General features: G+C 70.8%; 22 protein-coding genes. 12 read left to right on the top strand and 10 right to left on the bottom strand.

Annotated features, from left to right (window positions below; all coding sequences use genetic code 11):
- Positions 1 to 19: 19 nt before the first annotated feature.
- Complete coding sequence (locus AC1ROY_RS15485) at positions 20 to 385, bottom strand: winged helix-turn-helix transcriptional regulator (protein WP_493149742.1); 366 nt, start codon at positions 383 to 385, stop codon at positions 20 to 22.
- Between the two features lie 66 nt (positions 386 to 451).
- Here AC1ROY_RS15485 and AC1ROY_RS15480 point away from each other — a divergent pair, with 66 nt between their 5' ends.
- The 8 genes from AC1ROY_RS15480 (at position 452) to yghU (ending at position 8,669) form a co-directional block, all read left to right on the top strand.
- Positions 452 to 778, top strand: a complete 327-nt coding sequence (locus AC1ROY_RS15480; RefSeq protein ID WP_493149741.1) for a nuclear transport factor 2 family protein — start codon at positions 452 to 454, stop codon at positions 776 to 778.
- Positions 775 to 1,545 carry an SDR family oxidoreductase gene (locus tag AC1ROY_RS15475; RefSeq protein WP_493149740.1) on the top strand — a complete coding sequence of 257 codons (771 nt, stop codon included), beginning with the start codon at positions 775 to 777 and terminating at the stop codon, positions 1,543 to 1,545. The genes AC1ROY_RS15480 and AC1ROY_RS15475 overlap by 4 nt, the downstream gene beginning before the upstream one ends.
- A 135-nt stretch (positions 1,546 to 1,680) precedes the next feature.
- Complete coding sequence (locus tag AC1ROY_RS15470) at positions 1,681 to 2,946, top strand: M16 family metallopeptidase (protein ID WP_493149739.1); 1,266 nt, start codon at positions 1,681 to 1,683, stop codon at positions 2,944 to 2,946.
- Positions 2,943 to 4,271: a TldD/PmbA family protein gene (locus tag AC1ROY_RS15465; protein ID WP_493149738.1), complete on the top strand. Its 1,329-nt coding sequence runs from the start codon at positions 2,943 to 2,945 to the stop codon at positions 4,269 to 4,271. Before AC1ROY_RS15470 ends, AC1ROY_RS15465 begins: the two co-directional genes overlap by 4 nt.
- A gap of 8 nt (positions 4,272 to 4,279) precedes the next feature.
- Entirely contained in the window at positions 4,280 to 5,335 is a 1,056-nt protein-coding gene (locus AC1ROY_RS15460) for an SDR family oxidoreductase (RefSeq protein WP_493149737.1), read from the top strand.
- 75 nt (positions 5,336 to 5,410) lie between these two features.
- On the top strand, positions 5,411 to 6,373 hold the full coding sequence (locus AC1ROY_RS15455; protein WP_493149736.1) for an MYG1 family protein: 963 nt from the start codon (positions 5,411 to 5,413) through the stop codon (positions 6,371 to 6,373).
- A 94-nt stretch (positions 6,374 to 6,467) separates the two neighbouring features.
- Positions 6,468 to 7,724 (top strand): ABC transporter substrate-binding protein, encoded by a 1,257-nt coding sequence (locus tag AC1ROY_RS15450; protein ID WP_493149735.1) that lies wholly within the window; start codon positions 6,468 to 6,470, stop codon positions 7,722 to 7,724.
- Positions 7,725 to 7,790: 66 nt separating this feature from the next.
- Positions 7,791 to 8,669: a glutathione-dependent disulfide-bond oxidoreductase gene (gene yghU, locus AC1ROY_RS15445; RefSeq protein WP_493149734.1), complete on the top strand. Its 879-nt coding sequence runs from the start codon at positions 7,791 to 7,793 to the stop codon at positions 8,667 to 8,669.
- 100 nt (positions 8,670 to 8,769) lie between these two features.
- Here yghU and AC1ROY_RS15440 read toward each other — a convergent pair whose 3' ends face one another.
- The 5 genes from AC1ROY_RS15440 to AC1ROY_RS15420 form a co-directional block, all read right to left on the bottom strand.
- On the bottom strand, positions 8,770 to 9,162 hold the full coding sequence (locus tag AC1ROY_RS15440; protein ID WP_493149733.1) for a VOC family protein: 393 nt from the start codon (positions 9,160 to 9,162) through the stop codon (positions 8,770 to 8,772).
- Positions 9,159 to 10,094: a hypothetical protein gene (locus AC1ROY_RS15435; RefSeq protein ID WP_493149732.1), complete on the bottom strand. Its 936-nt coding sequence runs from the start codon at positions 10,092 to 10,094 to the stop codon at positions 9,159 to 9,161. The genes AC1ROY_RS15440 and AC1ROY_RS15435 overlap by 4 nt, the downstream gene beginning before the upstream one ends.
- A gap of 63 nt (positions 10,095 to 10,157) precedes the next feature.
- The gene (locus tag AC1ROY_RS15430) at positions 10,158 to 11,357 is read right to left on the bottom strand and encodes an MFS transporter (protein WP_493149731.1); all 1,200 of its coding nucleotides are present in this window, start codon (positions 11,355 to 11,357) and stop codon (positions 10,158 to 10,160) included.
- Between the two features lie 5 nt (positions 11,358 to 11,362).
- Positions 11,363 to 14,173 carry a DNA polymerase I gene (polA, locus tag AC1ROY_RS15425; protein ID WP_493149897.1) on the bottom strand — a complete coding sequence of 937 codons (2,811 nt, stop codon included), beginning with the start codon at positions 14,171 to 14,173 and terminating at the stop codon, positions 11,363 to 11,365.
- Positions 14,160 to 14,384, bottom strand: a complete 225-nt coding sequence (locus tag AC1ROY_RS15420; protein WP_493149730.1) for a zinc-finger domain-containing protein — start codon at positions 14,382 to 14,384, stop codon at positions 14,160 to 14,162. The genes polA and AC1ROY_RS15420 overlap by 14 nt, the downstream gene beginning before the upstream one ends.
- 53 nt (positions 14,385 to 14,437) lie before the next feature.
- Between AC1ROY_RS15420 and AC1ROY_RS15415 the strand changes: the two genes are divergently transcribed.
- A complete protein-coding gene (locus AC1ROY_RS15415; protein ID WP_493149729.1) occupies positions 14,438 to 15,538 on the top strand; it encodes an alpha/beta fold hydrolase in 1,101 nt (366 codons plus the stop codon).
- 107 nt (positions 15,539 to 15,645) lie between these two features.
- Positions 15,646 to 16,608 carry a Bug family tripartite tricarboxylate transporter substrate binding protein gene (locus AC1ROY_RS15410; RefSeq protein WP_493149728.1) on the top strand — a complete coding sequence of 321 codons (963 nt, stop codon included), beginning with the start codon at positions 15,646 to 15,648 and terminating at the stop codon, positions 16,606 to 16,608.
- Between the two features lie 25 nt (positions 16,609 to 16,633).
- On the opposite strand, the gene AC1ROY_RS15405 is transcribed toward AC1ROY_RS15410, so the two are convergent.
- The 3 genes from AC1ROY_RS15405 to AC1ROY_RS15395 form a co-directional block, all read right to left on the bottom strand.
- Complete coding sequence (locus tag AC1ROY_RS15405; RefSeq protein WP_493149727.1) at positions 16,634 to 17,110, bottom strand: YqhA family protein; 477 nt, start codon at positions 17,108 to 17,110, stop codon at positions 16,634 to 16,636.
- Positions 17,111 to 17,175: 65 nt separating this feature from the next.
- Entirely contained in the window at positions 17,176 to 19,608 is a 2,433-nt protein-coding gene (hrpB, locus tag AC1ROY_RS15400) for an ATP-dependent helicase HrpB (RefSeq protein ID WP_493149896.1), read from the bottom strand.
- Complete coding sequence (locus AC1ROY_RS15395; protein WP_493149726.1) at positions 19,605 to 20,612, bottom strand: zinc-binding alcohol dehydrogenase family protein; 1,008 nt, start codon at positions 20,610 to 20,612, stop codon at positions 19,605 to 19,607. Before AC1ROY_RS15395 ends, hrpB begins: the two co-directional genes overlap by 4 nt.
- A gap of 100 nt (positions 20,613 to 20,712) precedes the next feature.
- On the opposite strand from AC1ROY_RS15395, the gene AC1ROY_RS15390 reads away from it, so the two are divergent.
- Together AC1ROY_RS15390 and AC1ROY_RS15385 are read left to right on the top strand one after the other, a co-directional pair.
- Positions 20,713 to 21,699: an MBL fold metallo-hydrolase gene (locus AC1ROY_RS15390; protein WP_493149725.1), complete on the top strand. Its 987-nt coding sequence runs from the start codon at positions 20,713 to 20,715 to the stop codon at positions 21,697 to 21,699.
- Between the two features lie 67 nt (positions 21,700 to 21,766).
- Positions 21,767 to 22,822: an ROK family protein gene (locus AC1ROY_RS15385; protein ID WP_493149724.1), complete on the top strand. Its 1,056-nt coding sequence runs from the start codon at positions 21,767 to 21,769 to the stop codon at positions 22,820 to 22,822.
- 3 nt (positions 22,823 to 22,825) lie between these two features.
- Here the strand turns inward: AC1ROY_RS15385 and AC1ROY_RS15380 are convergent, their stop codons facing one another.
- Positions 22,826 to 24,289: a lyase family protein gene (locus AC1ROY_RS15380; RefSeq protein WP_493149723.1), complete on the bottom strand. Its 1,464-nt coding sequence runs from the start codon at positions 24,287 to 24,289 to the stop codon at positions 22,826 to 22,828.
- Positions 24,290 to 24,381: the final 92 nt, after the last annotated feature.

Below are 24,381 nucleotides of genomic sequence, written 5' to 3'. Positions count from 1 at the left end.
GTTTTTCTCGGAAACTCTTTCAGTTCTGTGGCTTACGAGCGGCCCACTGCAGGATGGAGTCCAATGCGGGGCACAGCGACTGGCCCCAATCCGTCAGCCCGTATTCCACCTTCGGCGGCACCTGATGGTGGACAATCCGGCGGGCGATCCCGTCCGCCTCCATCTGCCGCAGCTGCTGGATCAGCATCTTCTGCGAGATCGCGGGGATGGCGCGCTCCAGCTCGGAGAAGCGGAGCAGCTTGCCGCCGAACAGGTGAAACAGGATGAGCAGCTTCCACCGGCCTTCCAGCAGCTTGAAGGCCTGCTCGACGCCGACCGCGGCCGAAATGGGCGTGTGCTCCTCACCCGGAGGTAAGTACCCTACTTTTTCGTGCGTTCTTGCCATCTGGAAACCATGCCGCCACGTCCGGCCGGGTGCAATCCGCACCTTCAACCGAACAGGAGAGGGCTCATGGCGATCGAGCTTCCCAGGCCCGTCGCGGCCTATTTCGCGGCGGACCAAGGCGATGGCGAGGCGGTGGCCCGCTGCTTCACCGAGGACGCGGTGGTGACCGACGAAGGACACGACCACCGCGGCCGCGCCGCCATCGCGGCCTGGAAGACGGCGGCCTCGCGGAAGTACAGCTACACGGCCGAGCCCTTCGCCGTGGAGGCGCGTGACGGGAAGACGGTCGTCACCGCCCATGTCGTCGGCGACTTCCCCGGCAGCCCGGTGGACCTGCGGTTCTTCTTCCTCCTCGCCGGCGACGGGATCGCCGCGCTGGAGATCCTTTCGTGAGCTTCGGACTTGGCCTGGAAGGCCGCCGCGCGCTGGTCACGGCGGGGACGAAGGGCGTCGGCGCCGCCACTGTGGAGGTCCTGCGCGAGGCGGGCGCCCGGGTCATCGCGGCGGCCCGCACCGTGCCCGAGGGGCCGGACTTCATCGCGGCCGATATCACGACGGCGGAGGGCTGCGCCGCCGTCGCGCGGGCCGTGCTGGAGCGGCTGGGCGGGATCGACATCCTCGTGAACGTCCTCGGCGGCTCCACCGCGCCGGCCGGCGGCTTCCTGGCGCTCGACGACAGGCAGTGGGAGAAGGAGCTGAACCTGAACCTCATGCCCTCCGTGCGGCTGGATCGGGCGCTCGTGCCCTCCATGGTCGCGCAGGGCTCGGGAGTGGTGATCCATGTCACCTCCATCCAGCGCGAGATGCCGCTGCCCGAGGCGACCACGGCCTATGCCGCCGCGAAGGCCGCGCTCTCGACCTACAGCAAGAGCATCTCGAAGGAGCTGGCGCCGAAGGGCGTCCGCGTGGTGCGCGTCTCCCCCGGCTGGGTCGAGACCGAGGCCTCGGTCGCCCTGGCCGAGCGCCTCGCCGCGCAGGCGGGCACCGATTACGAGGGCGGCAAGCGGATCATCATGGACTCCCTCGGCGGCATTCCGCTCGGCCGTCCGGCGAAGCCGCGGGAGGTGGCGGACCTCATCGCCTTCCTGGCCTCGCCCCGTGCCGGCGCCATCACCGGGGCCGAGGTCCGGGTCGACGGCGGCAGCGTGCCGACGGCGTGACAGGTTGAAAGGCCCGGGAGGGACACCCGATATCAGGGGGGATCCTTTCCCTCCCAGGCCTCAAGGTTTCGGCCCGGCCCGAAGCGGGCTAGGAAGGAACCCAGCCTGACCAGCCCTGAAAGCCCCCCTGTCGAAATGACCGAATCCGTCCGCGTCACGCGCCTGCCCAGCGGTCTCCTCGTCGCCAGCGAGACCATGCCGCGCGTGGAGACCGTTTCCATCGGCGCCTATGTCCATGCCGGCACGCGCAACGAGACCGCGCCCGAGAACGGCGCTTCCCACTTCCTCGAGCACATGGCCTTCAAGGGCACGGCGCGGCGGGACGCGGCCTCCATCGCGCGCGAGATCGAGAATGTCGGCGGCCACATCAATGCCTACACGGCGCGCGAGCAGACCGCCTACTACTGCAAGGTCCTCAAGGAGGACACGGCGCTGGCGGCCGACATCATCGGCGACATCCTCTGCCACTCCACCCTCATCCCCGAGGAGCTGGAGCGCGAGCGCGGCGTGATCCTGCAGGAGATCGGCCAGGCGAACGACACGCCGGACGACATCATCTTCGACCACTTCCAGCACGCCTGCTACCCGGACCAGGCCATGGGCCGGCCCACGCTGGGCACCGAGGAGATCATCGAGAAGATGCCGCGCGACGTGCTCTCCACCTACATGGCGCGGCATTACGGCCCTTCGCGCATGGTGGTGGCTGCGGCCGGCGCGGTGGAGCATGAGCAGCTTCTCTCGCTGGTGAACCAGCACTTCGCCGACCTGCCGGCGGTGACGCCGCATGAACCGGAGGCCGCGATCTACGCCGGCAGCGAGTTCCGCGAGGAGCGCGACCTGGACCAGGTCCACATCGTGCTGGGCTTCCCCTCGGCGACCTACACGGATCCGGACCACTACCCGGTGCAGCTGCTCTCGACGCTGCTGGGCGGCGGCATGTCCTCGCGTCTCTTCCAGGAGATCCGCGAGAAGCGCGGGCTGGTCTATTCGATCTACTCCTTCGCGAGCCCCTATCACGACACGGGCGTCTTCGCGCTCTACGCCGGCACCGGCGAGGAGCAGGTGGCGGAGCTGGTCCCCGTCGCGGTCGAGGAGCTGCGCCGCGTGCAGCTCGACGTGACCGTGGACGAGCTGAACCGTGCCAAGGCGCAGTTGCGCGCCTCGCTGCTGATGTCGCTGGAATCCACCGGCAGCCGCTGCGAGCAGATCGCCCGGCAGCTGCAGGTGCATGGCCGCGTGATCCCGGTCGAGGAGACCAAGGCGCGCATCGCGGCGGTGACGGTGGAGGACATCCAGCGCGCGGCGGCGCGGCTCTTCCGGGGCCGGCCGACGCTGGCGGCGCTGGGACCGATCGCGAAGGTGCCGACGCTGGGCGACATCGCCGAGAAGCTGGCGGCGTGAGCGATCAGGATACGCTCAGCGCGCTGCTCGACGCGGCGCGCAAGGCCGGCGCGGAGCAGGCGGATGCGCTGCTGGTGCATTCGGCCTCATTGGCCGTGCAGCGCCGGCTCGGCGCCATCGAGCAGCTGGAGCGCTCGGAGAGCACCGACATCGGGCTGCGCGTCTTCCTCGGCAACCGCACGGCCATCGTGAGCGGCACGGACGCCTCTCTCTCCGGCTTCGCCGCGCTGGCCGAGCGCGCGGTCGCCATGGCGCAGGTCGTGCCGGAGGACGGCTACGCCACGCTGCTCGACGCGCCGGCACCCATCGATGCCGGGCCGCTCGACCTCGCCGACGACGCGGAGCCCGATGCCGACGCCCTGCTGGCCCGCGCCGCGCTGGCGGAGGAGGCGGCGCTCGCCGTGCAGGGCGTGACCAACAGCGAGGGCGGCTCGGCCGGATGGTCGCGCGGCTCGCGCGCGCTGGCCACCTCGCGCGGCTTCTTCGGCACCTACACGCGCTCCTCGCATTCCGTCTCCGCCACGGCGCTGGCCGGCGAGGGCACGGGCATGCAGCGCGACTACGACTATGCCAGCGCGACCTTCCTGTCCGACCTCGAGGATGCCACCGCCGTCGGCCGCCGCGCCGGCGAGCAGGCCGTCGCGCGGCTCAACCCGACGCGGCCGAAGAGCACGCGGCTCAGCGTGGTTTACCACCCGCGCGTCGCGAACTCCCTGCTGGGCCATCTGGTCAGCGCCATCAACGGCGCGGCCATCGCGCGCGGCACCTCCTTCCTCAAGGACGCGATGGGCAAGCAGATCCTGCCCGCGACCCTGTCCGTGATGGACGATCCGCTGCGCCCGCGCGGCATGCGCTCGCGCCCCTTCGACGGCGAGGGCCAGCGCGGCCAGCGCCGGGCGCTGGTCGAGAACGGCGTGCTGACCACCTGGCTGCTCGACGGGCGCAGCGCGAAGCAGCTCGGGCTGACGACGACGGGCCACGCCTCGCGCGGCACCGGCGGCCCGCCGGGCCCGGCGCCGACCAACCTCTGGCTGGAGCCGGGAACGCTCTCGCCTGAGGCTGTCATGGCCGATATCCGCGAGGGGCTCTACATCACCGAGCTCATCGGCATGGGCGTGAACGGCATCACCGGCGACTACTCGCGCGGCGCGGCCGGCTTCATGATCCGCGACGGGAAGCTGGCCGAACCCGTCAGCGAGATCACCATCGCCGGCAAGCTGCCCGAGATGTTTTTGGCCATGACCGCGGCGGACGATCTCGTCTACAAGCGCGGCACGGATGCGCCGACGCTGCGCATCGACGGGATGACGCTCGCCGGGTCATAATTCCGCGCATGGACAACACGCGCGTCACGCTGATCGTGGGAGCCACGGGTGCGGCGGCCAGCCGCATCCTGGAGCGGGGCAGGGCTCGGCCGGACCAGACCCTGCTCGGCCTTTCGCGCCACAGGCCCGCCGGCGACGAGCTATGGCTCGCGGCCGATCTGGACGACGCGCCGCGCCTGGCCGAGGCGCTGGCGACGCGCCCTAACATCAGCCGCATCGTCTATGCCTCGCGCGCGCCGCATGGCGAGACGGGCGTGGAGGATGTGCCGGGCAACCTCCGCATGCTGCGCAACCTGGTGGATGCCGCCGAGGCCAGCCTGCCGCGTCTCGCGCATATCCATCTCGTGCACGGCGCGAAGTGGTACGGCATGCATATCGGCCGCTACCGCACGCCCGCGCGCGAGGACGATCCGCGCCACATGCCGCCCAACTTCTACTACGACCAGCAGGATTTCCTGTCTGATCGCCAGCGCGGCAAGGACTGGTCCTGGAGCGCGAGCCGCCCGAACTTCGTGCTCGACGTGGCGCCCGGCCGCGCGCGCAACATGGTCTCGACGCTGGGCGCCTATGCCGCGATCTGCCGCGAGCTCGACGTGCCCTTCGACTTCCCGGGCAAGCCCGGCACCTGGAACGCCCTGCACGAGGTGACGGACGCGAAGCTGCTCGCCGACGGCGTGCTCTGGATGCTCGGCGAGGACGGCTGCGCCAACCGCGCCTTCAACATGACCAATGGCGATGCCTTCCGCTGGTGCGACCTGTGGTCCTTCCTCGCGGAACAGTTCGGCTGCCGGCCCGGTGCGGTGCGGACCATGGCGATGGCGCATTGGATGGCCGACAAGACCGAGGTCTGGGATCGCATCCGCGCGCGCCATGATCTCGCGCTGCCGCTGGAGCAGGTCGCGAGCTGGCCCTTCTTCGACTTCTTCATGGGCATGGACTACGACGTCCTCTGCTCCATGACATCGGCGCGCGAGGCCGGCTTCACCGGCTTCGTGAACACCTGGGCGATGTTCGCCGACCAGATCGCCGCCTATCGCGCCGCGCGGATCCTGCCGCCGATCTAGCGCGCCGGCCATCGACGCATCGGGCCTGCGCCGTTAGGCACTGCGCCAGCATCTATCTCGCATCGGATCACGACCATGACACGCGACCAGCCGCTTCCCGTTCTCGCGACCCATAGCGGCAAGTTTCATTGCGACGAGGTGTTCGCCTATGCCGTGCTGCGCCTGGCGCTCGGCCTGCGGGAGCCCGGCCGGGATCATGTGCTGCTGCGCACCCGCAAGCCGGAGCTGATCGAAACGGCCGATATCGTCTGGGACGTGGGCTTCGTGTTCGACGAGGCCAAAAGCCGCTTCGACCACCATCAGCGCGGCGCTCCGCTGCGCGCCGACGGGACGCCCTTCTCCTCCGCCGGCCTGATCTGGCGGGTCTACGGCGAGCGCGCGGTCGCGGCCCTGCTGAAGGAGAGCGGGTCCGAAGCCTTCGCCGCCGCCATCGCCGCGGAGATCGACGAGATCGTCGTGCGCAGGATCGACGAGATCGACAACGGCGTGTCCGCCGACCGGCCCGATACGCTGGGCCTCGCCTCGCTGGTCGGCGACTTCAATCCCAATTGGGACGATCCCGCGTCCAGCGGACCGACCGCCGGCGACGCGGCCTTCCTGGAGGCCACCGCGCTGATCCTGGGCCTGTTGCGCCGCCGCGTGGACGGGCTGCGGGCGCGCCTTTCCGCCGAGGCCAGCGTCCTCGCCGCGCACAGGGACGGCGAGGATCCGCGCATCCTGGTGCTGGACCGCGGCATGCCTTGGAAGAACGTGGTCTTCTCGCACGACCTGCCCGTCCTCTTCACCGTGTCCCCCGCTTCGAACGGCAACTGGATGCTGGACACGATGCCGCCGGAGCCCGGCTCCTTCGCGCAGCGGCTGCCGCTGCCGGAAGCCTGGGCCGGGCTGGAGGCGGGGGCGCTCGCGGCGAAGTCGGGCGTGGCGGATGCCGTGTTCGTGCATCTGCGCCGCTTCGTGGGCGCCGCCAGGTCGCGCGCCGGCGCCGTGGACATGGCGCGCAAGGCCATGGGGGTCACCCGGTCCAGCGAAGCCGCCTGACCGGAAACCCTTGCGGTCGCCGGCGCGATGTTCATGATCCCCTGACGAGAGCCGGGCCCCGCCAAGGAGGGCCCGCCGGGAGGGGATCGAACACATGGACCGCGACACCGCGCCGAGCACGCATATCCTGACGCCACGCCGCTCGCTTCTGTTGGGCGGCACGGGCCTGGCCACCGCCGCCATCTGGCCCGCCGGCCGCGCGCTGGCCCAGGCTTCCGACAATGTCGTGAAGATCGGCGTGCTCGACGACATGTCCGGCGTCTTCGCCGACCAGCAGGGCATGGGCGACGTGGTCTCCGCCCGCATGGCCATCGAGGATTTCGGGGGCCGCGTGCTGGGGGCGCCGATCGAGCTGGTCTATGGCGACCTGCAGAACCGGCCCGACATCGGCATGGGCATCGCCCGCCGCTGGTACGACCAGGAGAAGGTCGACGCCATCTTCGGCGTCGGCAACTCGGCCGTGGCGCTGGCGGTGCAGCAGCTCACGCGCGAGAAGAACAAGATCAACGTCGCGGTCGCGGCAGGCACCACCGAGCTCACCGGCGCCGCCTGCACGCCCAATGGGCTGCACTGGACCTACGACAACTACGCGCTGGCCCGCGGCACCGTCACGGCCATGATGGCCGAGGGCAAGCGCAAGTGGTTCTTCCTCACCTCCGACTACGCCTTCGGCCATTCGCTGGAGGCCAATGGCGCGGCCGTGGTGCGCGCGCTGGGCGGCGAGGTGGTGGGCGCCACCCGCGCCCCGCTGAACGAGAGCGACTTCTCGGCGCATCTGCTGCGGGCCGCGCAGTCGGGCGCGCAGGTGCTGGGCCTCGCGGTCGCGGGCACCGACCTGATCAACGCGGTGAAGCAGATGGGCGAGTTCGGGCTGATCCGGCGCGGGCTGCAGCCGGCCGCGCTGCTCTGCCTGCTCACCAATGTCCGCGCGATCGGGCTGGACACGGCGCAGGGCCTCGTCTTCACCGAGGCCTATTACTGGGACCAGAACGACGAGACGCGCGCCTTCTCCACGCGCTTCGCCCGCCTCCACGGCCGGCCGCCGACCATGTTCCAGGCCAGCATGTGGGGCGCCGTCACGCACTACCTCAATGCGGTGAAGGCCGCGGGCACCGACGCCACCCAGCCGGTGCTGGAGAAGATGCGCGCCACCCCGATCAACGACTTCATGACGAAGAACGGCCGCATCCGCGAGGATGGCCGCATCATCCGCGACATGTACCTGATGCGGGCCAAGCGCCCGAGCCAGTCGCGCGGCGAGTGGGACCTGCTGGAGGTGGTGCAGACCATCCCGGGCGACCAGGCCTATCGTCCGGCCGCCGAGAGCGAGTGCCCACTGTTACGGCGGTAACGGTTGGCAAGCGGCAGGGGCGTTCCACATGAACGGATGACGTCACGAAGCGGAGCCTCCAAGACGATGAGCAGCAGCACCGAATACACCCCGCCCAAGGTCTGGACCTGGAACAAGGCCAGCGGCGGCCGCTTCGCCAACATCAACCGGCCGATCGCCGGCCCGACGCACGACAAGGAGCTGCCGATCGGGAAGCACCCGCTCCAGCTCTACTCGCAGGGCACGCCGAACGGCGTGAAGGTCACGGTGATGCTGGAGGAGCTGCTGGCCCTCGGCCACAAGGGCGCGGAATACGACGCCTGGCTGATCCGCATCGGCGAGGGCGACCAGTTCGGCAGCGGCTTCGTCGCGGCGAATCCCAACTCGAAGATTCCCGCGCTGGTGGACCGCAGCGGGCCCGAGCCGATCCGGGTCTTCGAATCCGGCGCGATTCTCGTCCATCTCGCGGAGAAGTTCGGCGCCTTCCTGCCGACCGCGCCGGGCCCGCGGGCGGAATGCCTCTCCTGGCTGTTCTGGCAGATGGGCAGCACGCCCTATATCGGCGGCGGCTTCGGCCACTTCTACGCCTATGCACCGCACAAGTGGGAATACCCGATCGACCGCTTCACCATGGAGACGAAGCGCCTGCTCGACGTGCTGGACCGCCGGCTGGGCGAGAGCGAGTACGTGGCCGGGCCGGACTACACCATCGCCGACATGGCCATCTGGCCCTGGTATGGCGGGCTGGTGAAGTTCGACAGCTACGCCGGGTCGGAGTTCCTGGACGCGCAAAGCTACAAGAACGTGCTCCGCTGGACCGAACAGCTCTGGGCGCGCCCGGCGGTCAAGCGCGGCCGGATGGTGAACCGCACCGCCGGCGAGCCCTCCAGCCAGCTCCTCGAGCGCCATGACGCCAGCGACTTCGAGACGAAGACGCAGGACAAGCTGGCGCCGGCCACCGGTTAGACCATGATGCGTTCGCATTCGCTCAGGCATCATGGTCTAGCCTTTTGTTTTGGCGCGTGATTCAGACCTCCGGCGCCTTCGCGCCTTCGGTCATCACGCTTTAATACTCCGCGTAGATCTCGATGATGTTGTCCTCGGGATCGCGGAAGAAGAGCGTGCGGTGGCGCCAGTCCGGAAGGTCGGTCGGCGGGCGCAGGATCGGCACGCCCTTCGCGACCAGCTCGGCATGGCAGGCGTCCACGGCGGGCGGCGGGACCCGGAAGGCGAGCTGCACGGAGGCCGATCCAGGCACCGCCTTCCCGTCGTCGCAGACGCTCCAGACGCCGCGGCGGCGGAGCGTCAGCAGCGTCGCGCCGACGCGGAAGCTGACCCAGTTCCCGCGATCGGTCTCGATGGGGAAGCGCATCACGTCGCGGTAGAAGTCGCGCGTCTCCTCCAGCCGGTCGCAGAGCAGGATCGCGTAGTCGAAGCTGCGGATCTCCCCCAGGCTCATGGCGCGGACCAGCCGCGGATGATCTCCTGCGCGGCCGGGCCCAGCGCGTCCGCCTGCAGCACCAGCGGATCGCCGAGGATCGCGCCGGCCAGTGCCTTGTCCAGCATCACCGAGGCGAGCAGCAGGAGGGCGTCGGTGGGGCCGTCCGGACCATCGATCGGGGCAGGGAAGCCCAGCGTCTCCGCGAAGACCACGCGGTCCTCGCGGCGCGGGTCGTCGCGCAGCATCCAGTCGAAGAATTGCCGCTGCCAGGCGAGGTTGCGGGGCTGGTGCGTGCCGATGATGATGGCGACGGCGTTGGTCCAGTCCAGCGCGGGATATTGCTGCCGCCAGCTTGCGAACTGCGCGCGGAACTGGTCGAGCGTCGAGCCCACGGCGATGCGGAAGCCCATGTCGGTCGCGGCACGCACGGTGGCGCCGAGGGTGGTCAGCATGGCCTCGTCCACCTCGCCGCGCTGATGGATGCGCTCGGCGACGCGCCGGACCTCCGCCAGCATGCCGAGCTGCACGGTCCGGAGATCGCCGGGCAGGTCCGTGCGGGCGGCGACCTCGGTCTCGGCGCCGCGGATCAGCCCCTGGAAGGTGACGAGCCAGGCCAGCCGCTCGGCGTCCAGCCGCCCCAGGCCGAAGGGCGCCAGCCGCAGGTAGAGCGAGGCCGCGCTGTGCGCGACGGCGCGGGTCTCACGGAGCAGCTCCTCGTCGGCCTCGAAGAGCTCGGGACGCGCCACGCCGGGACGGTAGAGGGCGATCTGGCTGAAGCGGTTCACCATGACCGGGACGGTGGCGCGCAGGTTGCTCAGCGTATGGAGCTGCGCGAGGCGGTAGGAGGAGCGGAAGGCCCCGTTCAGATCCTCGAGCGCGCTGGCCTGCCCGACCGCCGGCAAGAGCAGAGGCAGCGCCGTGACGGCGAGCCTGACGAGATTCCACAGCATATCCGATGCTCCCGACCCGCCCGCCTGTGAAGCACGGCCCGGGCCGTGGGGCGAGGGCGCGTCCTACTCCGCGGGCACCAGGGCCATCCGCCGGCCACGGCGCAGCTCCTGCACCAGGGACATCAGCACCGCCACGCCCATGAGCCCGGCGCCGATGACGAAGACCGCGTGCGGCCGCCCATGGTCCAGCAGCCAGCCGAAGATCAGCGGGCCGGCGATGCCGCCGATGCTGATGCCCGTGCTCACCAGCCCGAAGGCGGCGCCCGCCTGGCCCGGCGGGGCCGCGGCGCGGACCATCATGTCGCGCGAGGGCATGATCAGCCCCGAGAGCAGGCCGGAGAGGGTCATCACGATCACCAGCGGCACCGGTGCGAGATCGCCGATCCCGGCCAGCAGGATCAGCACGGCGGCGGCGCCGAGACCCAGGGCCGCCACCAGCCCGTGGCGCTTGGTGCGGTCGGCCACATGGCCGCCCACCAGCACGCCGGCTGCGCTCGCCGCCAGCCAGGCGGTCAGCGCGACATTGGCGGCCGTGAGCGAGAGGCCGGAGGCCGCCTGCCAGGAGGAAACGGCGAAGCCCTGGACGGCGGTGCTGCTGAAGGCGATCAGCGTGAAGAAGACCAGCAGCGAGAGCACGGCCGCATTCATCAGGCCTGGTCCGCGCGTCTGGCTCTTGGCGCGCCGCGGCGCCGGCTTCTCCCCCATCGCGCCTGATAGCAGCGGGATCGCGGCCAGCGGCCCGAGCAGGCCGGCCACGACCAGCGCGGCGCCGGCGCCGGCCAGGCTCGCGACGCCGAGCATGAGGAAGGGCGCCGCGGCGAAGCCCGCATAGCCGGCGAAGGTGTGCAGCGAGAAGGCGCGGCCGACATGCGCGTCGTCGATCGCGCTGCCGAGGATCGCGTAGTCCGCCGGGTGGTAGACGCTGTTCGCCAGCCCCGCGAGGAAGGCGCCCACCAGCAGCCAGGCGTAGCTCCCGCCGATGCCGGCCGCCGCGAAGGCGATCCCTCCCAGCAGCAGCCCGCCGACCAGCACCCGCCGCGGACCGAGGCGATCCACGAGCAGGCCCATCGGCGCCTGGGTGAAGAAGGTGACGACGTTCAGGACGGTGAGCGCGAAGCCCAGCTCCAGGAAGCCGACGCCCATGCTGTCGCGCAGCAGGGGGAAGAGGGGTGGCAAGGCCAGCACGTGCACGTGGCTGACGAAATGCGCGCCGGAGACAGAGAGGAGGAGCCTCCTCTCGTCCGGCGAAAAACCAGCAGACATGAAACCTAGTGCGCCTCCGCCCAGGAAGCGCCGTGACCCACTTCGACCAGCAAGGGAACCCGCAGGTCCGCGACGCTCTCCATGATTTTCTTGATGATTTGACCGGCGGCCTCGATCTCGGCCTCCGGCACCTCGAAGACCAGTTCGTCATGCACCTGGAGGAGCATGCGGGTCCTGAGCCCTGCCTCATCAAGCGCGCGGGGCGTGCGCACCATGGCGCGCTTGATGATCTCGGCGGCGCCGCCCTGGAAGGGGGCGTTGATCGCCTGGCGCTCGGCGCCGGCGCGGCGCACCGGGTCCTTGGAGCCGATGTCCTGGACCCAGAGCCGGCGGCCGAAGGGGGACAATACGAAGCCCTTCATCCGCGCCTCGTCCTTGAGGCGCTCCATCTCGTTCCGGATGCCGGGGTATTGCGCGAAATAGGCCTCGATGATGCCGCGCGCCTCGCCGGCCGGGATGCCCAGCCGGGCGCCGAGGCCGAAGGCGCTCATGCCGTAGATGATGCCGAAGTTGATGGTCTTGGCGCGGCGGCGCGCCTCCTTGTCCACGTTATGAGGATCGAGGTGGAAGATCTCCGCCGCCGTGCGCGAGTGGATGTCCTCGCCGGCCTCGAAGGCCGCGCGCAGCGTCGGCACCTCGGCGAGATGGGCGAGCAGGCGCAGCTCGATCTGCGAGTAGTCGGCGCTCATCAGCACATGGCCGGGCTCCGCCACGAAGGCGCGGCGGATCTTCATCCCCTCGTCGCTGCGGATCGGGATGTTCTGCAGGTTCGGCTCGGTGGAGGCGAGGCGGCCCGTGCTGGTGGAGGCCAGCGAGTAGTCGGTGTGGACGCGCCCGTCGGCGGCGATCTGCGCCGTGAGCCCTTCGACATAGGTCGACTTCAGCTTGGCGAGCTGGCGGTGCTGCAGCACCATGCGCGGCAGCTCGTTGCCCTGGGCCGCGAGGTCCTCCAGCACGGAGGCGTCGGTGGAATAGGCGCCGGTCTTGCCCTTCTTGCCGCCCTTCAGCCCCATCTCGTCGAACAGGATCTCCCCGAGCTGCTTCGGGCTGCCGACGTTGAAGACGCGGCCGGCGAGGCGATGGCACTCGGCCTCCAGAACGACCAGCCGCTCGGCGAAGTCGTCGCCGATGCGCTTGAGCTCCGTGCCGTCGACCTTCACGCCCGCCTGCTCCATGCCGGCGAGGACGGGGATCATCCGCCGCTCCACCTGCTCGTAGAGCGAGAGCGCCTTCACCTCGCGCAGCCGCGGCTTCAGCGTGTGCCAGAGGCGCAGCGTGACGTCGGCGTCCTCGGCCGCGTAGCAGGTCGCGCGGTCCAGCGGCACGTGCTGGAAGGAGATGCGGGCGCGGCCGGTGCCGGTGATCTCGTCGAAGCTGATCGGCTTGTGGCGGAGGTGGAGCTGCGAGAGCTCGTCCATGCCATGCCCATGCGCGCCGGCCTCCAGCGCGTAGGAGATCATCATCGTGTCGTCGATGGGCGTGACCGTGAGGCCGCCGTTCTTCGGGTTGGCCAGCACCTCCAGGTCGTACTTGGCGTTGTGCAGCACCTTGAGGACCGAGGGGTCCTCCAGCAGCGGGCGCAGCGCCTCGATCACCTGGTCGTGCGGGAGCTGCACCGGCGTCTCGGCGAGCAGGTCCTGGCTCGCATGGCGCAGCGGGATGTAGCAGGCCTTGCCCGGCGCGACGGCGAGGCAGACGCCGACCAGCTCGGCGGCCAGCGCGTCGAGGCTGGTGGTCTCGGTGTCGAGGGCGACGATTCCGGCGGCCTTGCCCTCGGCGATCCATTTCTCGAGGTCGGCGAGGTCGGTGACGCAGTGGTAGCCGTCGAAGGGAATCTCCAGCGGGTCGGCCGGCGCTTCCGTCGCGGGCTGCACGACGGGGCGCGGCCGGTTCGGCGGGCCGCCGTCGCCCAGGCCCAGCCGCGCGAGAAGCGAGCGGAAATTGTTCTCGGCGAGGAAGGCGCCGAGGCGCACGGGCTCGGGCGAGCGCGCGACCAGCACGTCGAGGGGCAGGGGCAGCGGTGCATCGCAGTCGAGCGTCACGAGGCGCAGCGAGATGCGCGCCTGTTCCGCATAGGTCTGCAGCAGCTCGCGGCGCTTGGGCTGCTTGATCTCGCCGGCGCGGGCCAGCAGCGTCTCCAGGTCGCCGTATTCGGTGAGGAGCTGGGCCGCGGTCTTCACGCCGATGCCGGGCACGCCGGGCACGTTGTCCGTCGCGTCGCCGGCGAGCGCCTGGACCTCGGCGACCTTGTTCGGCGCCACGCCGAACTTCTCGAAGACCTCGGGCTCGCGGATGGGCTTCTGCTTGATCGGATCCAGCATGATGACGCGCTCGCGCACGAGCTGCATCAGGTCCTTGTCGGAGGAGACGATGGTCACGCGCCCGCCCGTGGCCTCGAAGGCCTTGGCGTAGCAGGCGATCAGATCGTCCGCCTCGTAGCCGGGCAGCTCGATCTGGGCGACGCCGAAGGCCTCCGTCGCCTCGCGGATCAGCGCGAATTGCGGGATCAGCTCCTCGGGCGGCTCGGGGCGGTGGGCCTTGTAGTCGGGGTAGATGTCGTTCCGGAAGGTCTGGCGCGCGCTGTCGTGGACGACGGCGATGTGGCTGGAGCTGTTCTGGTTGAGGAATTTTTCGAGCATCTGGGCGAAGCCGAAGACGGCGTTCACCGGCGTGCCGTCGGGCCGCGTCATCGGCGGCAGCGCATGGTAGGCCCGAAAAATGTAGCCGCTGCCGTCGATCAGGATCAGGTGCGGGTCGCCAGGCGGCGGGGTCCTCGGCTCGGCCGAGGGGATCACCGATCCGTCAATGGTGTCCATCATCGCCGAAACCTTCCTTCAGCCGGTAGGTCCTGGAGCAATAGGGGCAGGTCACCTGCTGGTCCTCGATGCGCAGATAGACCAGCGGATGGCCGAGCACCCCGCCGCCGCCGTCGCAGCCGATCTTGCGGGACTCGACCGGGATCACCTGCTCCGGCGTGACGCCGGGGGTGAGGTGGGGGGTGTAGCCGGTCATCTGCGGATCGCGCATTCGGGGCCTTCATCTTGCCGCTTGGTGGCCACAACATAAGGCTTCGGACCCTGATGGACCAGCCGCACGCCGCCCCATATGCCACGACCATGAAGCTGCTCGCCGCCCTGCTGCTGGCCATGCTCTCGATGGGGGCCTGCGCCCCCGTGATGATCCCCGCCGGACCCGTCATTCGCGAGGCGGGGATCGAGCCCTTCGTGCCGCCCCCGCTGCCCTGGACGCCGCGGCCGGTCTACGCCTTCGCGCCCTCGCCCCCCGAGCCGCAGCCGGCCGGGCCGCGGCCGGAATCCATGCTGGTCATGCCCGACGGCGCCCGGCTGCCGCTGCGCGTCTGGCGGCCCGAGGGCGAGCCGCGCTTCGTGGTCGTCGCCCTGCACGGGCTGGCCGATCACGGCGGAAACTTCCTGGCCGAGGGCGGGCCGCTGCTCACCGCCGGGGGCGCGATCGTCTATGCCTACGACCAGCGCGGCTTCGGCTGGACCTCGGCGCGCGGCTACTGGCCGGGCGTGGACACGCTGGTCTCCGACGCGCGCGAGGCGCTGCGGCTGCTCCGCGCGCGGCATCCCGGCCTGCCGGTCTTCCTGCTGGGCGAGAGCATGGGCGGCGCGGTGGCGCTGGCCGCCTCGCCGCAGGATGTCTCGGGGATCATCCTTTCCTCGCCGGCCATCTGGGGCGGGCCGTATCTGTCGGACTTCCTGCGCACGCTGCTCTGGGGCGCGTCGCGGGCGCTGGGGCCGCTGGCCATGCCGGCGGGCGCGGCCGGCATCACCGCCAGCGACAACGAAGCCGCGCTGCGCCGCTTCGCGCGCGACCCGCTGACCCTGCGCGAGGTGCGCTTCGACATGGTGAAGGGCATCGTGGACCTGATGGACGTGGCGGTGGCCAACCTGCGCACCTGCTGCGGCGACGTGCCGGTGCTGCTGATGGTGGGCGGGAAGGACCAGGTGGTGCCGACGCGCATCGCGCGGCGGGCGCTGCGGGACGCGCATGTCCCGCGCGTCGCCTTCTATCCGGACGGCTGGCACCTGCTGCTGCGGGATGCGATCCGCGAGCAGGTCGCGCACGATATCCTGGCCTTCATGGAGCATCCGCGGCAGCCCATCCCGGCCGAGGAGGCGGGCCGCGCCTGGCTCGCGGCGGCGCCCGCCCCCTGAGGCGGCTTCTTCTGGACGGCGCGGCCGTCCGCGTGAAACGATGGGAGAAACACAAGAATACGGGGAAACGAATGCTAAGACGCCATGCGCTCGGCCTGGGCGCGTCCATGATTCTGGCCACTCCCCATCTGGCGCGGGCGCAGGGCGCCGCCGCCGGATATCCCGATCGCCCCATCCGCTTCATCGTGCCCTTCCCCGCCGGCGGTGGCACGGACACCTGGGCGCGCATCGCGGCCGAGCCGATGCAGGCCGAGCTCGGCCAGCCGATCATCATCGACAATCGCGGCGGCGCGGGAGGGATGGTCGGCACGGAATACGCGGCCAAGGTGCCGCCGGATGGCTACCAGCTGCTCTTCACCATCACGACGCATATCCAGAGCCCCGTCGTGATGAACCGCTTCCCCTATGATCCCGTGGCGGATTTCGCGCCCATCGGGCGCCTCGGCACGACGGCGGTCAATTTCGTGGTGGGACCGAAGGTGCCGGCCTCGGTGACGACGCTGGCCGAGTTCGTCGCCTGGGCCCAGGGGGGCGAAGGGGGGCGCGAGGTCTCCATCGCCAATTACGCGCCCGGCTCCACGGGCCATGCCTTCGGCCTCATCCTGGCGCGGGAGGCGCGACTGAACGCGACGCAGGTCGCCTATCGCGGCGAGGCGCCGATGCTGCAGGACATGCTGGCCGGCACCATCGACGGCGGCTTCCACAGCATGGCCGCGGCCGGCGAGATGGTCAGGGCGCGCCGTGTCCGGCCGCTGGCCTGCAGCGGGGCGCGGCGCTCGCCCTCGCTGCCGGACGTGCCCACGCTCGTCGAGCTCGGCTATTCGAACCGCTTCATCTTCGACGGCTTCTCCGGCCTGATGGCGCCGGCGCGCACGCCGCGGCCCATCGTCGAGCGGCTGGTCGCGGCCTTCCGCAAGGCGGCGGAGGCGCCGGTGACGCAGGAGCGGCTGCTGCGCATCGACACCGTGCCCTCCTATCTGGGGCCGGACGAGTTCGGCGGCTTCGTCGCGGCGAAGCTGCGGGAGTGGACGGAGATCGCACAGGACCTCAACCTCCGCGTCGAGAGCTGAGCCACCCGGTGGAGCCTGGCCCGGCTCAGTCCGGCGTGCCCTTGTTGATCTTCAGGAAGAGGGTCAGCACGCCGATCATGACGCCGATGGCGAGCGCGAGATGGAGCAGATCCGTCTCGCCCGCGCGCTCCACCATCTCCTGCAGGAAGAGCACGGCCAGCACGGCGACAATGACGCTGATCAGCTGGGTCTTGAGGCCGTCCAGATTGCGGATGGCCAGCCATTTCGGCAGCGGCGCCGTCGCGTCGACGAAGAGAGCATAGAGCCCCATGCTCATGATGTAGGCCACGATCGCGATCAGGAAGACGTCGATCGCCTCGATCAGCCCGGCGGCGAGCGCCTTGGAGGCGCTGGGCGAGCTCGACCCGGTCAGGACGGCGTTGACCAGCACCGTCGCCACGACGACGGCCTCGTAGACCATCAGCGCGAGCGAGGCCACGAAGATGCTCACGATCGCGATCAGGGCGATGTAGCGGGAGGTGTCGATCAGGCGATGGACCATGGCGCCGAACTTCCGCCAGGGCCGGACCGGCCACAAGGCTCGCGCCTTGCCTCAGCGTCCCAATCTCACCCTGGCTGCGCGGGATTCTCCGGCCAGTCGTGCTTGGGGTAGCGGCCGCGCATGTCCTTGCGCACGTCGGCCCAGCCGGCCTTCCAGAAGGAGTCGAGGTCGGCGGTGATGGCAACGGGACGGCCGGCGGGGGAGAGCAGCGCCACCTGGAGCCTGATCCGGCCGTCGGCGAGCGGCGGCATGGCGCCCATGCCGTAGAGATGCTGGGCGCGGGCCTCCAGCGTGGGGATCTCGCCCGTGTAGTCGATCGCGGCGCTGCGGCCCTGGGGCAAGGCGAGGCGGGCGGGCAGGGCGGCATCCAGCCTGCGGCGGAGGTCGTGCGGCAGCAGCATCTGCGCGACGTCCAGCGACTTCAGCTCGGACAGCTTCGTCAGGCCGGAGCAATAGGGCGCGAGCCAGTCCTTTGCCGTCGCGGTCAGCGCGGCGTCGGAGACGTCCGGCCAGGGCGCGCCCTCCAGCGCGTGCATGCGGGCGATGCGGGCGCGGAGCTGCTTCGCGGATTCGCTCCAGTCCAGGTCGCGGAAGGCGCGGGTGGCGGCGGCCTCGGCCAGCGCCTCGGCCATCAGGGAGGGATCGACGCCCGCGAGCGGTGTCTCCTCCAGGATCAGGGGGCCGAACATCACGCGGCGGCGGGCGAGCACGGCGCCGGCGCGGGCGTCGAAGCTCGCGCCCTCGACGGTGTGGAAGCGCTCGGGGAAGCGCGCCTCCAGCACGGCGCGGGAGAGCGGCGCGGCCATGCGGATGCGCGCCTCGGTGCCCTTCAGCTCCAGGTCGGCGACGCTGAGCAGGGTCTGCTTGGCCAGCGGATCGGCGACGGAGAGCCGCGCGCCCTGGCCGGAGGCCATGCGGAAGGCGCCGTCCATCGTGCCGCGCTTCAGCGCGATGCGGTCCGGGAAGCCTGCCGCCAGCAGCGCGCCCGCATCGCCCTCCGGCGGCTCGTTGCCGTGCACGCCGAGGCGGCGGCGGTGCAGGGCCGCGGCGCGTCGGATGGCGCGGATCGCGATGGCGTCGCTCTCGGAATGGCCGTGGCCGTGCAGCGCGTCGAGGCGGAGCGTGATGTCGGCGGGGGGCTCGCGGCCGCGGAGGGGATCGCGCTCCTCCAGCAGGGCGGCGAGGTCGGCGGCCAGGGCGGCCTCGCTTTCGTTCTCCACGGCGCACATCATGCGGGCGAGGCGCGGATGCGTGCCCATGCGCGCCATGCGCTTGCCCATGGCGGTGATGCGGCCCTGCGCGTCCAGCGCGTCGAGGTTGCGCAGCAGCGCGCGGGCGGCGTGGAGCTGGCCCTCGGGCGGCGGGTCGAGGAAGGGCAGGGCGGCCGGATCGGCGCCCCAGGAGGCGCAGTCGAGGACGAGGCCGGAGAGCTCGGCCTCCAGCATCTCGGGCCGGTCCTGCAGGGGCATGCCGCGATGGATCGCCTCGCTCCAAAGTCGCACGGCGACGCCGGGCTCGGTGCGGCCGGCGCGGCCGGCGCGCTGCTCGGCGGCGGCCCGGCTGATGCGGACGGTGACGAGGCGCGTCAGGCCCGTGGCGCCGTCCAGCCGCGGCGTGCGGCGGAAGCCGCCATCGACGACGATGCGCACGCCGGGGACGGTGAGGGATGTCTCGGCGATGCTGGTGGCGAGCACCACGCGGCGGCGGGCGCCGATGCTCAGCGCCTTGTCCTGCTCGGCCGGCGAGAGCTCGCCATGCAGCGGCAGCACGTCGGCGTCGAGGCCGGAGAGGCGCTCGGCCGTGCGGCGGATCTCGCCCCAGCCGGGCAGGAAGGCCAGCACGTCGCCCGGCTCGCGTGCCATGACGCCGCGGATGGCGGCGGCCATGGCCTCGGGAAGGTCGCGCAGCTCCGTGATGTCGCGCTTCGTGTGCTCGATGCGGACGGGCCAGGCGCGGCCCATGCTCTCGATCAGCGGCGCGTCGAGCAGCTTCGTGAAGGCGCCGCCGTCCAGCGTCGCGGACATGGCGATCAGCCGCAGCTCAGGCCGCAGCCCGCGCTGCAGGTCGAGGCAGAGGGCGAGGCCGAGATCCGTGTCGAGATGGCGCTCATGCGCCTCGTCGAAGAGCACGGCGGCCACGCCCTCCAGCCCCGGATCGGACTGGAGGCGCCGCACCAGCAGCCCCTCGGTGATGACCTCGACGCGCGTGTCCTTCGACACCGCGCGGTCGAGCCGCGTGGACAGCCCGATCGTGCCGCCCGGCTGCTCGCCGAGCAGCGAGGCCATGCGGCGCGCGGCCGCGCGCGCGGCGACGCGCCGCGGCTCCAGCACCAGCAGCTTTTGCCCGACGGCCCAGGGCTCGTCGCGCAGGGCCAGAGGCACCAGGGTCGTCTTGCCGGCGCCGGGCGGCGCGACCAGGACAGCATTGCTGCCGGCCGTCAGCGCCGCGCGCAGTGCGGGCAGCGCCTCCTGGACCGGGAGGTCGAGGAGGGTGGTCAGTCCCAGCCCTCGGCGACGGCCTTGCCGATCATCGTCCCGCTCTCGACCAGCGCATGGCCTTCGAGAAGGTGCGCGGCCTCGATGCGGCCGAGCTGCTTCGTCATGGTGTGGCGGATCGTCCCGGCCTCGACCAGATCCGCCAGCTCGTTCAGCAGCTTGTGCTGCTCGACCATGTCGGGCGTCTTGTGGATGGCGCGGGTGAACATGCTCTCCCAATGGAAGCTCGCGGCCTTCGACTTCAGGCGGCCGATCTCCATCTCCATGAAGTCGTCGATGGCGCAGACCGCGCCCTGCGGGGCCACCATCTCGCAGATGGCGTGCCAGTGCTTCGCCGTCTGCGTGGTCGCGAAGATCCAGGGGAAGGTCAGGCCGAGCGTCTTCGCCTGGGCCACGAGGTCGCCGGAATGGTCGAGCACGTGGTGCGCGCCCATCTGCTCGCACCAGGCGCGGGTCTCGGGGCGGGAGGCGGTGGTGACGACGGTCAGCCCGGTCAGCTTGCGGGCGAGCTGGATCGCCATGGAGCCCACGCCGCCGGCGCCGCCGATGATGAGCACCGCGCCGCCGGTCGCGCCGCGCGGGATGCGCAGCCGGTCGAACAGCGCCTCCCAGGCGGTGATGGTGGTGAGCGGCATGGAGGCTGCCTCGCCGAAGGTGAGGTTCTTCGGCTTCCGGCCGACGATCCGGTCGTCCACCAGCTGGAACTGGGCATTGCTGCCGGGGCGGTTGATGACGCCGGCGTAATAGACTTCCTCGCCATTGCCGAAGATATGCGCGTCCGGGCCGCGCGCGACGATCACGCCGGCGGCGTCGAAGCCCAGGATGCGCGGCTCGCCGGCCGGGTCGGCGCCGGCGCGCTGCTTGGCGTCCACCGGGTTCACCGAGACGGCGCGGACCTCGACGAGGAGGTCGTGCCCGCGCGGCTCCGAGGGATCGCGGAGGACCATGTCCTCCAGCGCGTCCTCATGGGTCACGGGATGGCAATGCGTGTAGGCGACGGCCTTCATGTTGGGCTCTCCCAGTTCCGGAACTCTGTCACATGGATATGGCTGACAGCGCGAGGTGCAATCCCTAGATGTAAACACGCCGTAATGGGAGGCCCCCCCGATGTCCGCAAATGCGCCTGCCTTCGCCCGCCGCGCCACGCTGGCGGCGACCGCCGCCCTGGCCGCCGCGCCGGCTTTCGCTCAGACCTCGGGTGTGCCGCCGCAGCGGGGCGGCAACCCGCCGCGCTTCCACCGGATCAAGGTCGGCGACGTCGAGGTCACGACCCTGCTGGACGGCGGCATGGGGGGCACCAACGAGGGCATCCGCAGCTTCTTCCCGGATGCCCGGCCGGAGGAGATCGCCCCCCTGCGGGACAAGGCCTTCGCCATCCAGCAGGGGCTGCACCAGCCGGTGGGCGCCTATGTGCTCAACACCGGGCGCAACCTCGCGATGATCGATTGCGGCGGGCATTCCAGCTTCATCCCGACCACGGGGGGCGCGCTCGATGCGCTGCGGGCCAGCGGCTACACGCCCGAGCAGGTGGACACGGTGATCCTCACCCACATCCACCCCGAGCACGCGCTGGGCCTCAGCTACGACGGCACCACGCGCAACTTCCCCAATGCCGAGATCGTGCTGACGCAGATCGACCATCAGTTCTGGACCGATCCCGCGATGGAAAGCCGCGTGCCGCAGGGCCAGCGCTTCATCGAGGCGGCGCGGCGCTCCATCCGCCCCTATGACGGCCGCATCCGCACCACCGAGATGCGCGAGGGGCTGGAGGTGATCCCGGGCGTCTTCATGGACCCGGCGCCGGGCCACACGCCCGGCCATGTCAGCTACCGCGTCACGAGCCAGAACGAGAGCATCCTCATCTGGGGCGACATCGCGCACCAGATGCTGATCCAGCTCGCGCGGCCGCGCTGGCGGGTGGGCGTGGACGTGGACAGCGCGATGGGCGTGCAGAGCCGGCTGCGCACGCTGGACATGGTGGCGACGGAGCGGCTGCTGATCGGCGGCGTGCACGTGCCCTGGCCGGGCTTCGGCCGGGTGGTGAAGGACGGCGAGGGTTATGTCTACGCGCCGCGGCCGGCGCAGTTTTCCTGAGCTCGAACCAACCCTAGGCCGGGTGGCGGCGTTCCAGCCCTCATCATGAGGGGAAGTCAGCCGTATCATGTCTGAACAGGCCGCCGCGCCGCCCGTCGCGGGCCATGGCGCGGCCACGCTCACCAGCGTCACCGTCGACGCCTACAATGCCGAGCTGCGCGACAAGGACGGCTTCCTCGGCGACCGCGCCAGCAAGCGTGCCTTCTGGGCCATCCTCGACGAGTGGCGCGACCGGCTGCACGAGCTGGGCGACGAGGACCCGCTGGGCGAAGAACCGACCGAGGACGTCTCCAAGCGCAAGCTGGAGAAGCTCCTGCAGGACGAGCGGCCGGAGGCGGCCGCGCTGGTCCACGGCGTCGTGGAGGAGTTCGCGCAGGAGCTGGCGGGCGTCGTCCGGCGCTTCCTGAAGCTGAAGGGCTGGAAGGACACGCAGCGCATCGCGGTCGGCGGCGGGATGAGCGGCAGCCGGGTGGGGCAGTTGGCGATCGCGCGCGCCTCGCTGCTGCTGAAGGCGGAATCGCTGGGCGTGGAGCTGCGGCCCATCACCCATGCGCCCGACGAGGCCGCGCTGATCGGCGCCGCGCATCTGGCGCCGAGCTGGATCTTCGCCGGGCATGACAGTCTTTTGGCGGTGGACATCGGCGGCACCAACATCCGCGTGGGCCTGGTGGAGCTGAATCTGAAGAAGAAGAAGGACCTGTCGCAGGCCAAGGTCGTGGGGCTGGAGGTCTGGAGCCACATCGAGGACAAGCCCAGCCGCGAGGAGGCCGTGGAACGGATGGCCAAGATGCTGCGGGCCATGGTCGCCAAGGCCGAGGCGGAGAAGCGCGTGCTGGCGCCCTTCATCGGCATCGGCTGCCCGGGGATCATCGAGGAGGACGGCTCGATCGACCGCGGCGGCCAGAACCTGCCCGGCAACTGGGAGAGCCGCCGCTTCAACCTGCCCCGCGCGCTGGTCGAGCATCTGCCGGAGGTTGGTGGCCACGCGACGGCGGTGCTGATGCACAACGATGCCGTGCTGCAGGGGCTGAGCGAGATTCCCAACATGCAGGAGGTGGAGCGCTGGGGCGTGCTGACGATCGGGACGGGGCTCGGGAACGCGCGGTTCACGAACCGGAAGTAAAGCTCAGGGCGTCAGCCGCGCGAAATCCGCGTCGAGTGAGGCCAGCGCGCCGTCGATGCGCTCGCGCCGCTCGCGGATCCAGCTTTCCTGTTCCGCCAGATTCCGCTGCGCCGCGGCCAGCATGCGCGTCATCTCCGCCGGCTGCGGCCCGCCGGCCGTGGCGCGGTTGCGGACGATGGACACGGGGTCCAGCGCCGCGCGGAACTCCGCCTCGCTCATGGGGAGCGCGCCACCCGTGACCTGCATCTCCCGCAGCGTCTCGACGTAGATGCGCTGCGCCTCGGCATAGGGAAAATCGCTGGGGCGGATGTCGTGGTCGCGCGCGTAGGTGACGATCTCCGAGGCGAAGTGGTGCCCGACGCGGAAGGGCAGGCGGTATTGCCGCATCAGCACGTCCGCCACCTCCTGCGAGGCGGTCCAGTCGAGGTTCAGCTCCTCCAGCGCGCGCTGTGGGCTGATGACCAGGGCCGTGAGGATGCGATCCCAGCCCGCCAGGGCGCGGGTGGCGCCGGCGAGGACGGCGCTGTTGTCGGCCACGCTCTTCGCGTCGTTCATGCCGGGCGGGATGTTGTGCGCCTGGATGGCGCGGCCGATGCCCAGCGTCAGCACGCGCGAGGCCTGCCCGCGCACGTCGTTCAGCAGTCCGGGATTGCGCTTCTGCGGCATGGCGCTGGAGACATAGGTGTTGCCGCCGCCCTCCTGCAGCAGGATCCAGGGGCGCGGCTGGGCGTACTGCACCATGATGTCCTGGATGAAGGCGCCGGCGTGCACGGCGATGGCGGTGCTGACGGCGCCCAGCTCGACCGGGATCTCGGTCCCGGTGATCTGCGCGGCGTCATAGGCATTGTCCACCGTAGCGGCGAAGCCGAGATAGCGGGCCATGCGGTCGCGATTGAGCGGCCAGCTGGTGCCGTTCAGCACGGTGGTGCCCATGGGCGAGCGGTCGAGCCGGGCATAGAGCTGCCGCAGCCGCTCGGCGTCGCGCTGCAGACCGGCGGCGTGGCCGAGCAGGTAGTGGCCGTAGCTGTTGGGCTGGGCGGCGACGCCGTTGGTGTAGTTGGGCACGATGGTGGCGGCATGGGTCTCGGCCAGGCGCACCATCGTCGCGGTGGTGCGGCGCAGCTGCTCGGCCAGGACCAGCAGCTCGTCGCGGATGATGGCGACGCGGGCCGTGGCCAGCATGTCCTGGCTGGAGCGGCCGGCATGCAGCAAGGTGGCCTCCACGCCGGCGGCCTCGATCAGCAGCGGCTCGAAGGTGATGACGAGGCTGGGGCGCCGGCCGCCGGGGCGGTTGCCGGCCTCCAGCACCTGGCGCAGGCCGGCGGCGATAACAGGGGCGATGGCGCGGTCCAGCAGGCCCTCGTCGGTGTTGATGACCGCGCTGGCCTTGTTGATCTCGCCCAACCAGAAGAATTCGTCCCGGCGGGGCGCGGGCTGGGCCTCGGCTTCGAAGGTGGCAGCGGACATCAGAAGGGCTCCGAGGCAAAGTGCGAGGTATCGCATGATGGTCTCCCATGCGCCGAAGGGCGGCCGCGTGTCGTCGGGGCAGAATGAGGGGA

It is taken from the genome of Roseococcus sp. GW821-FHT12F05, assembly GCF_058806835.1.
This window is presented reverse-complemented; position numbering and strand designations above follow the sequence as displayed.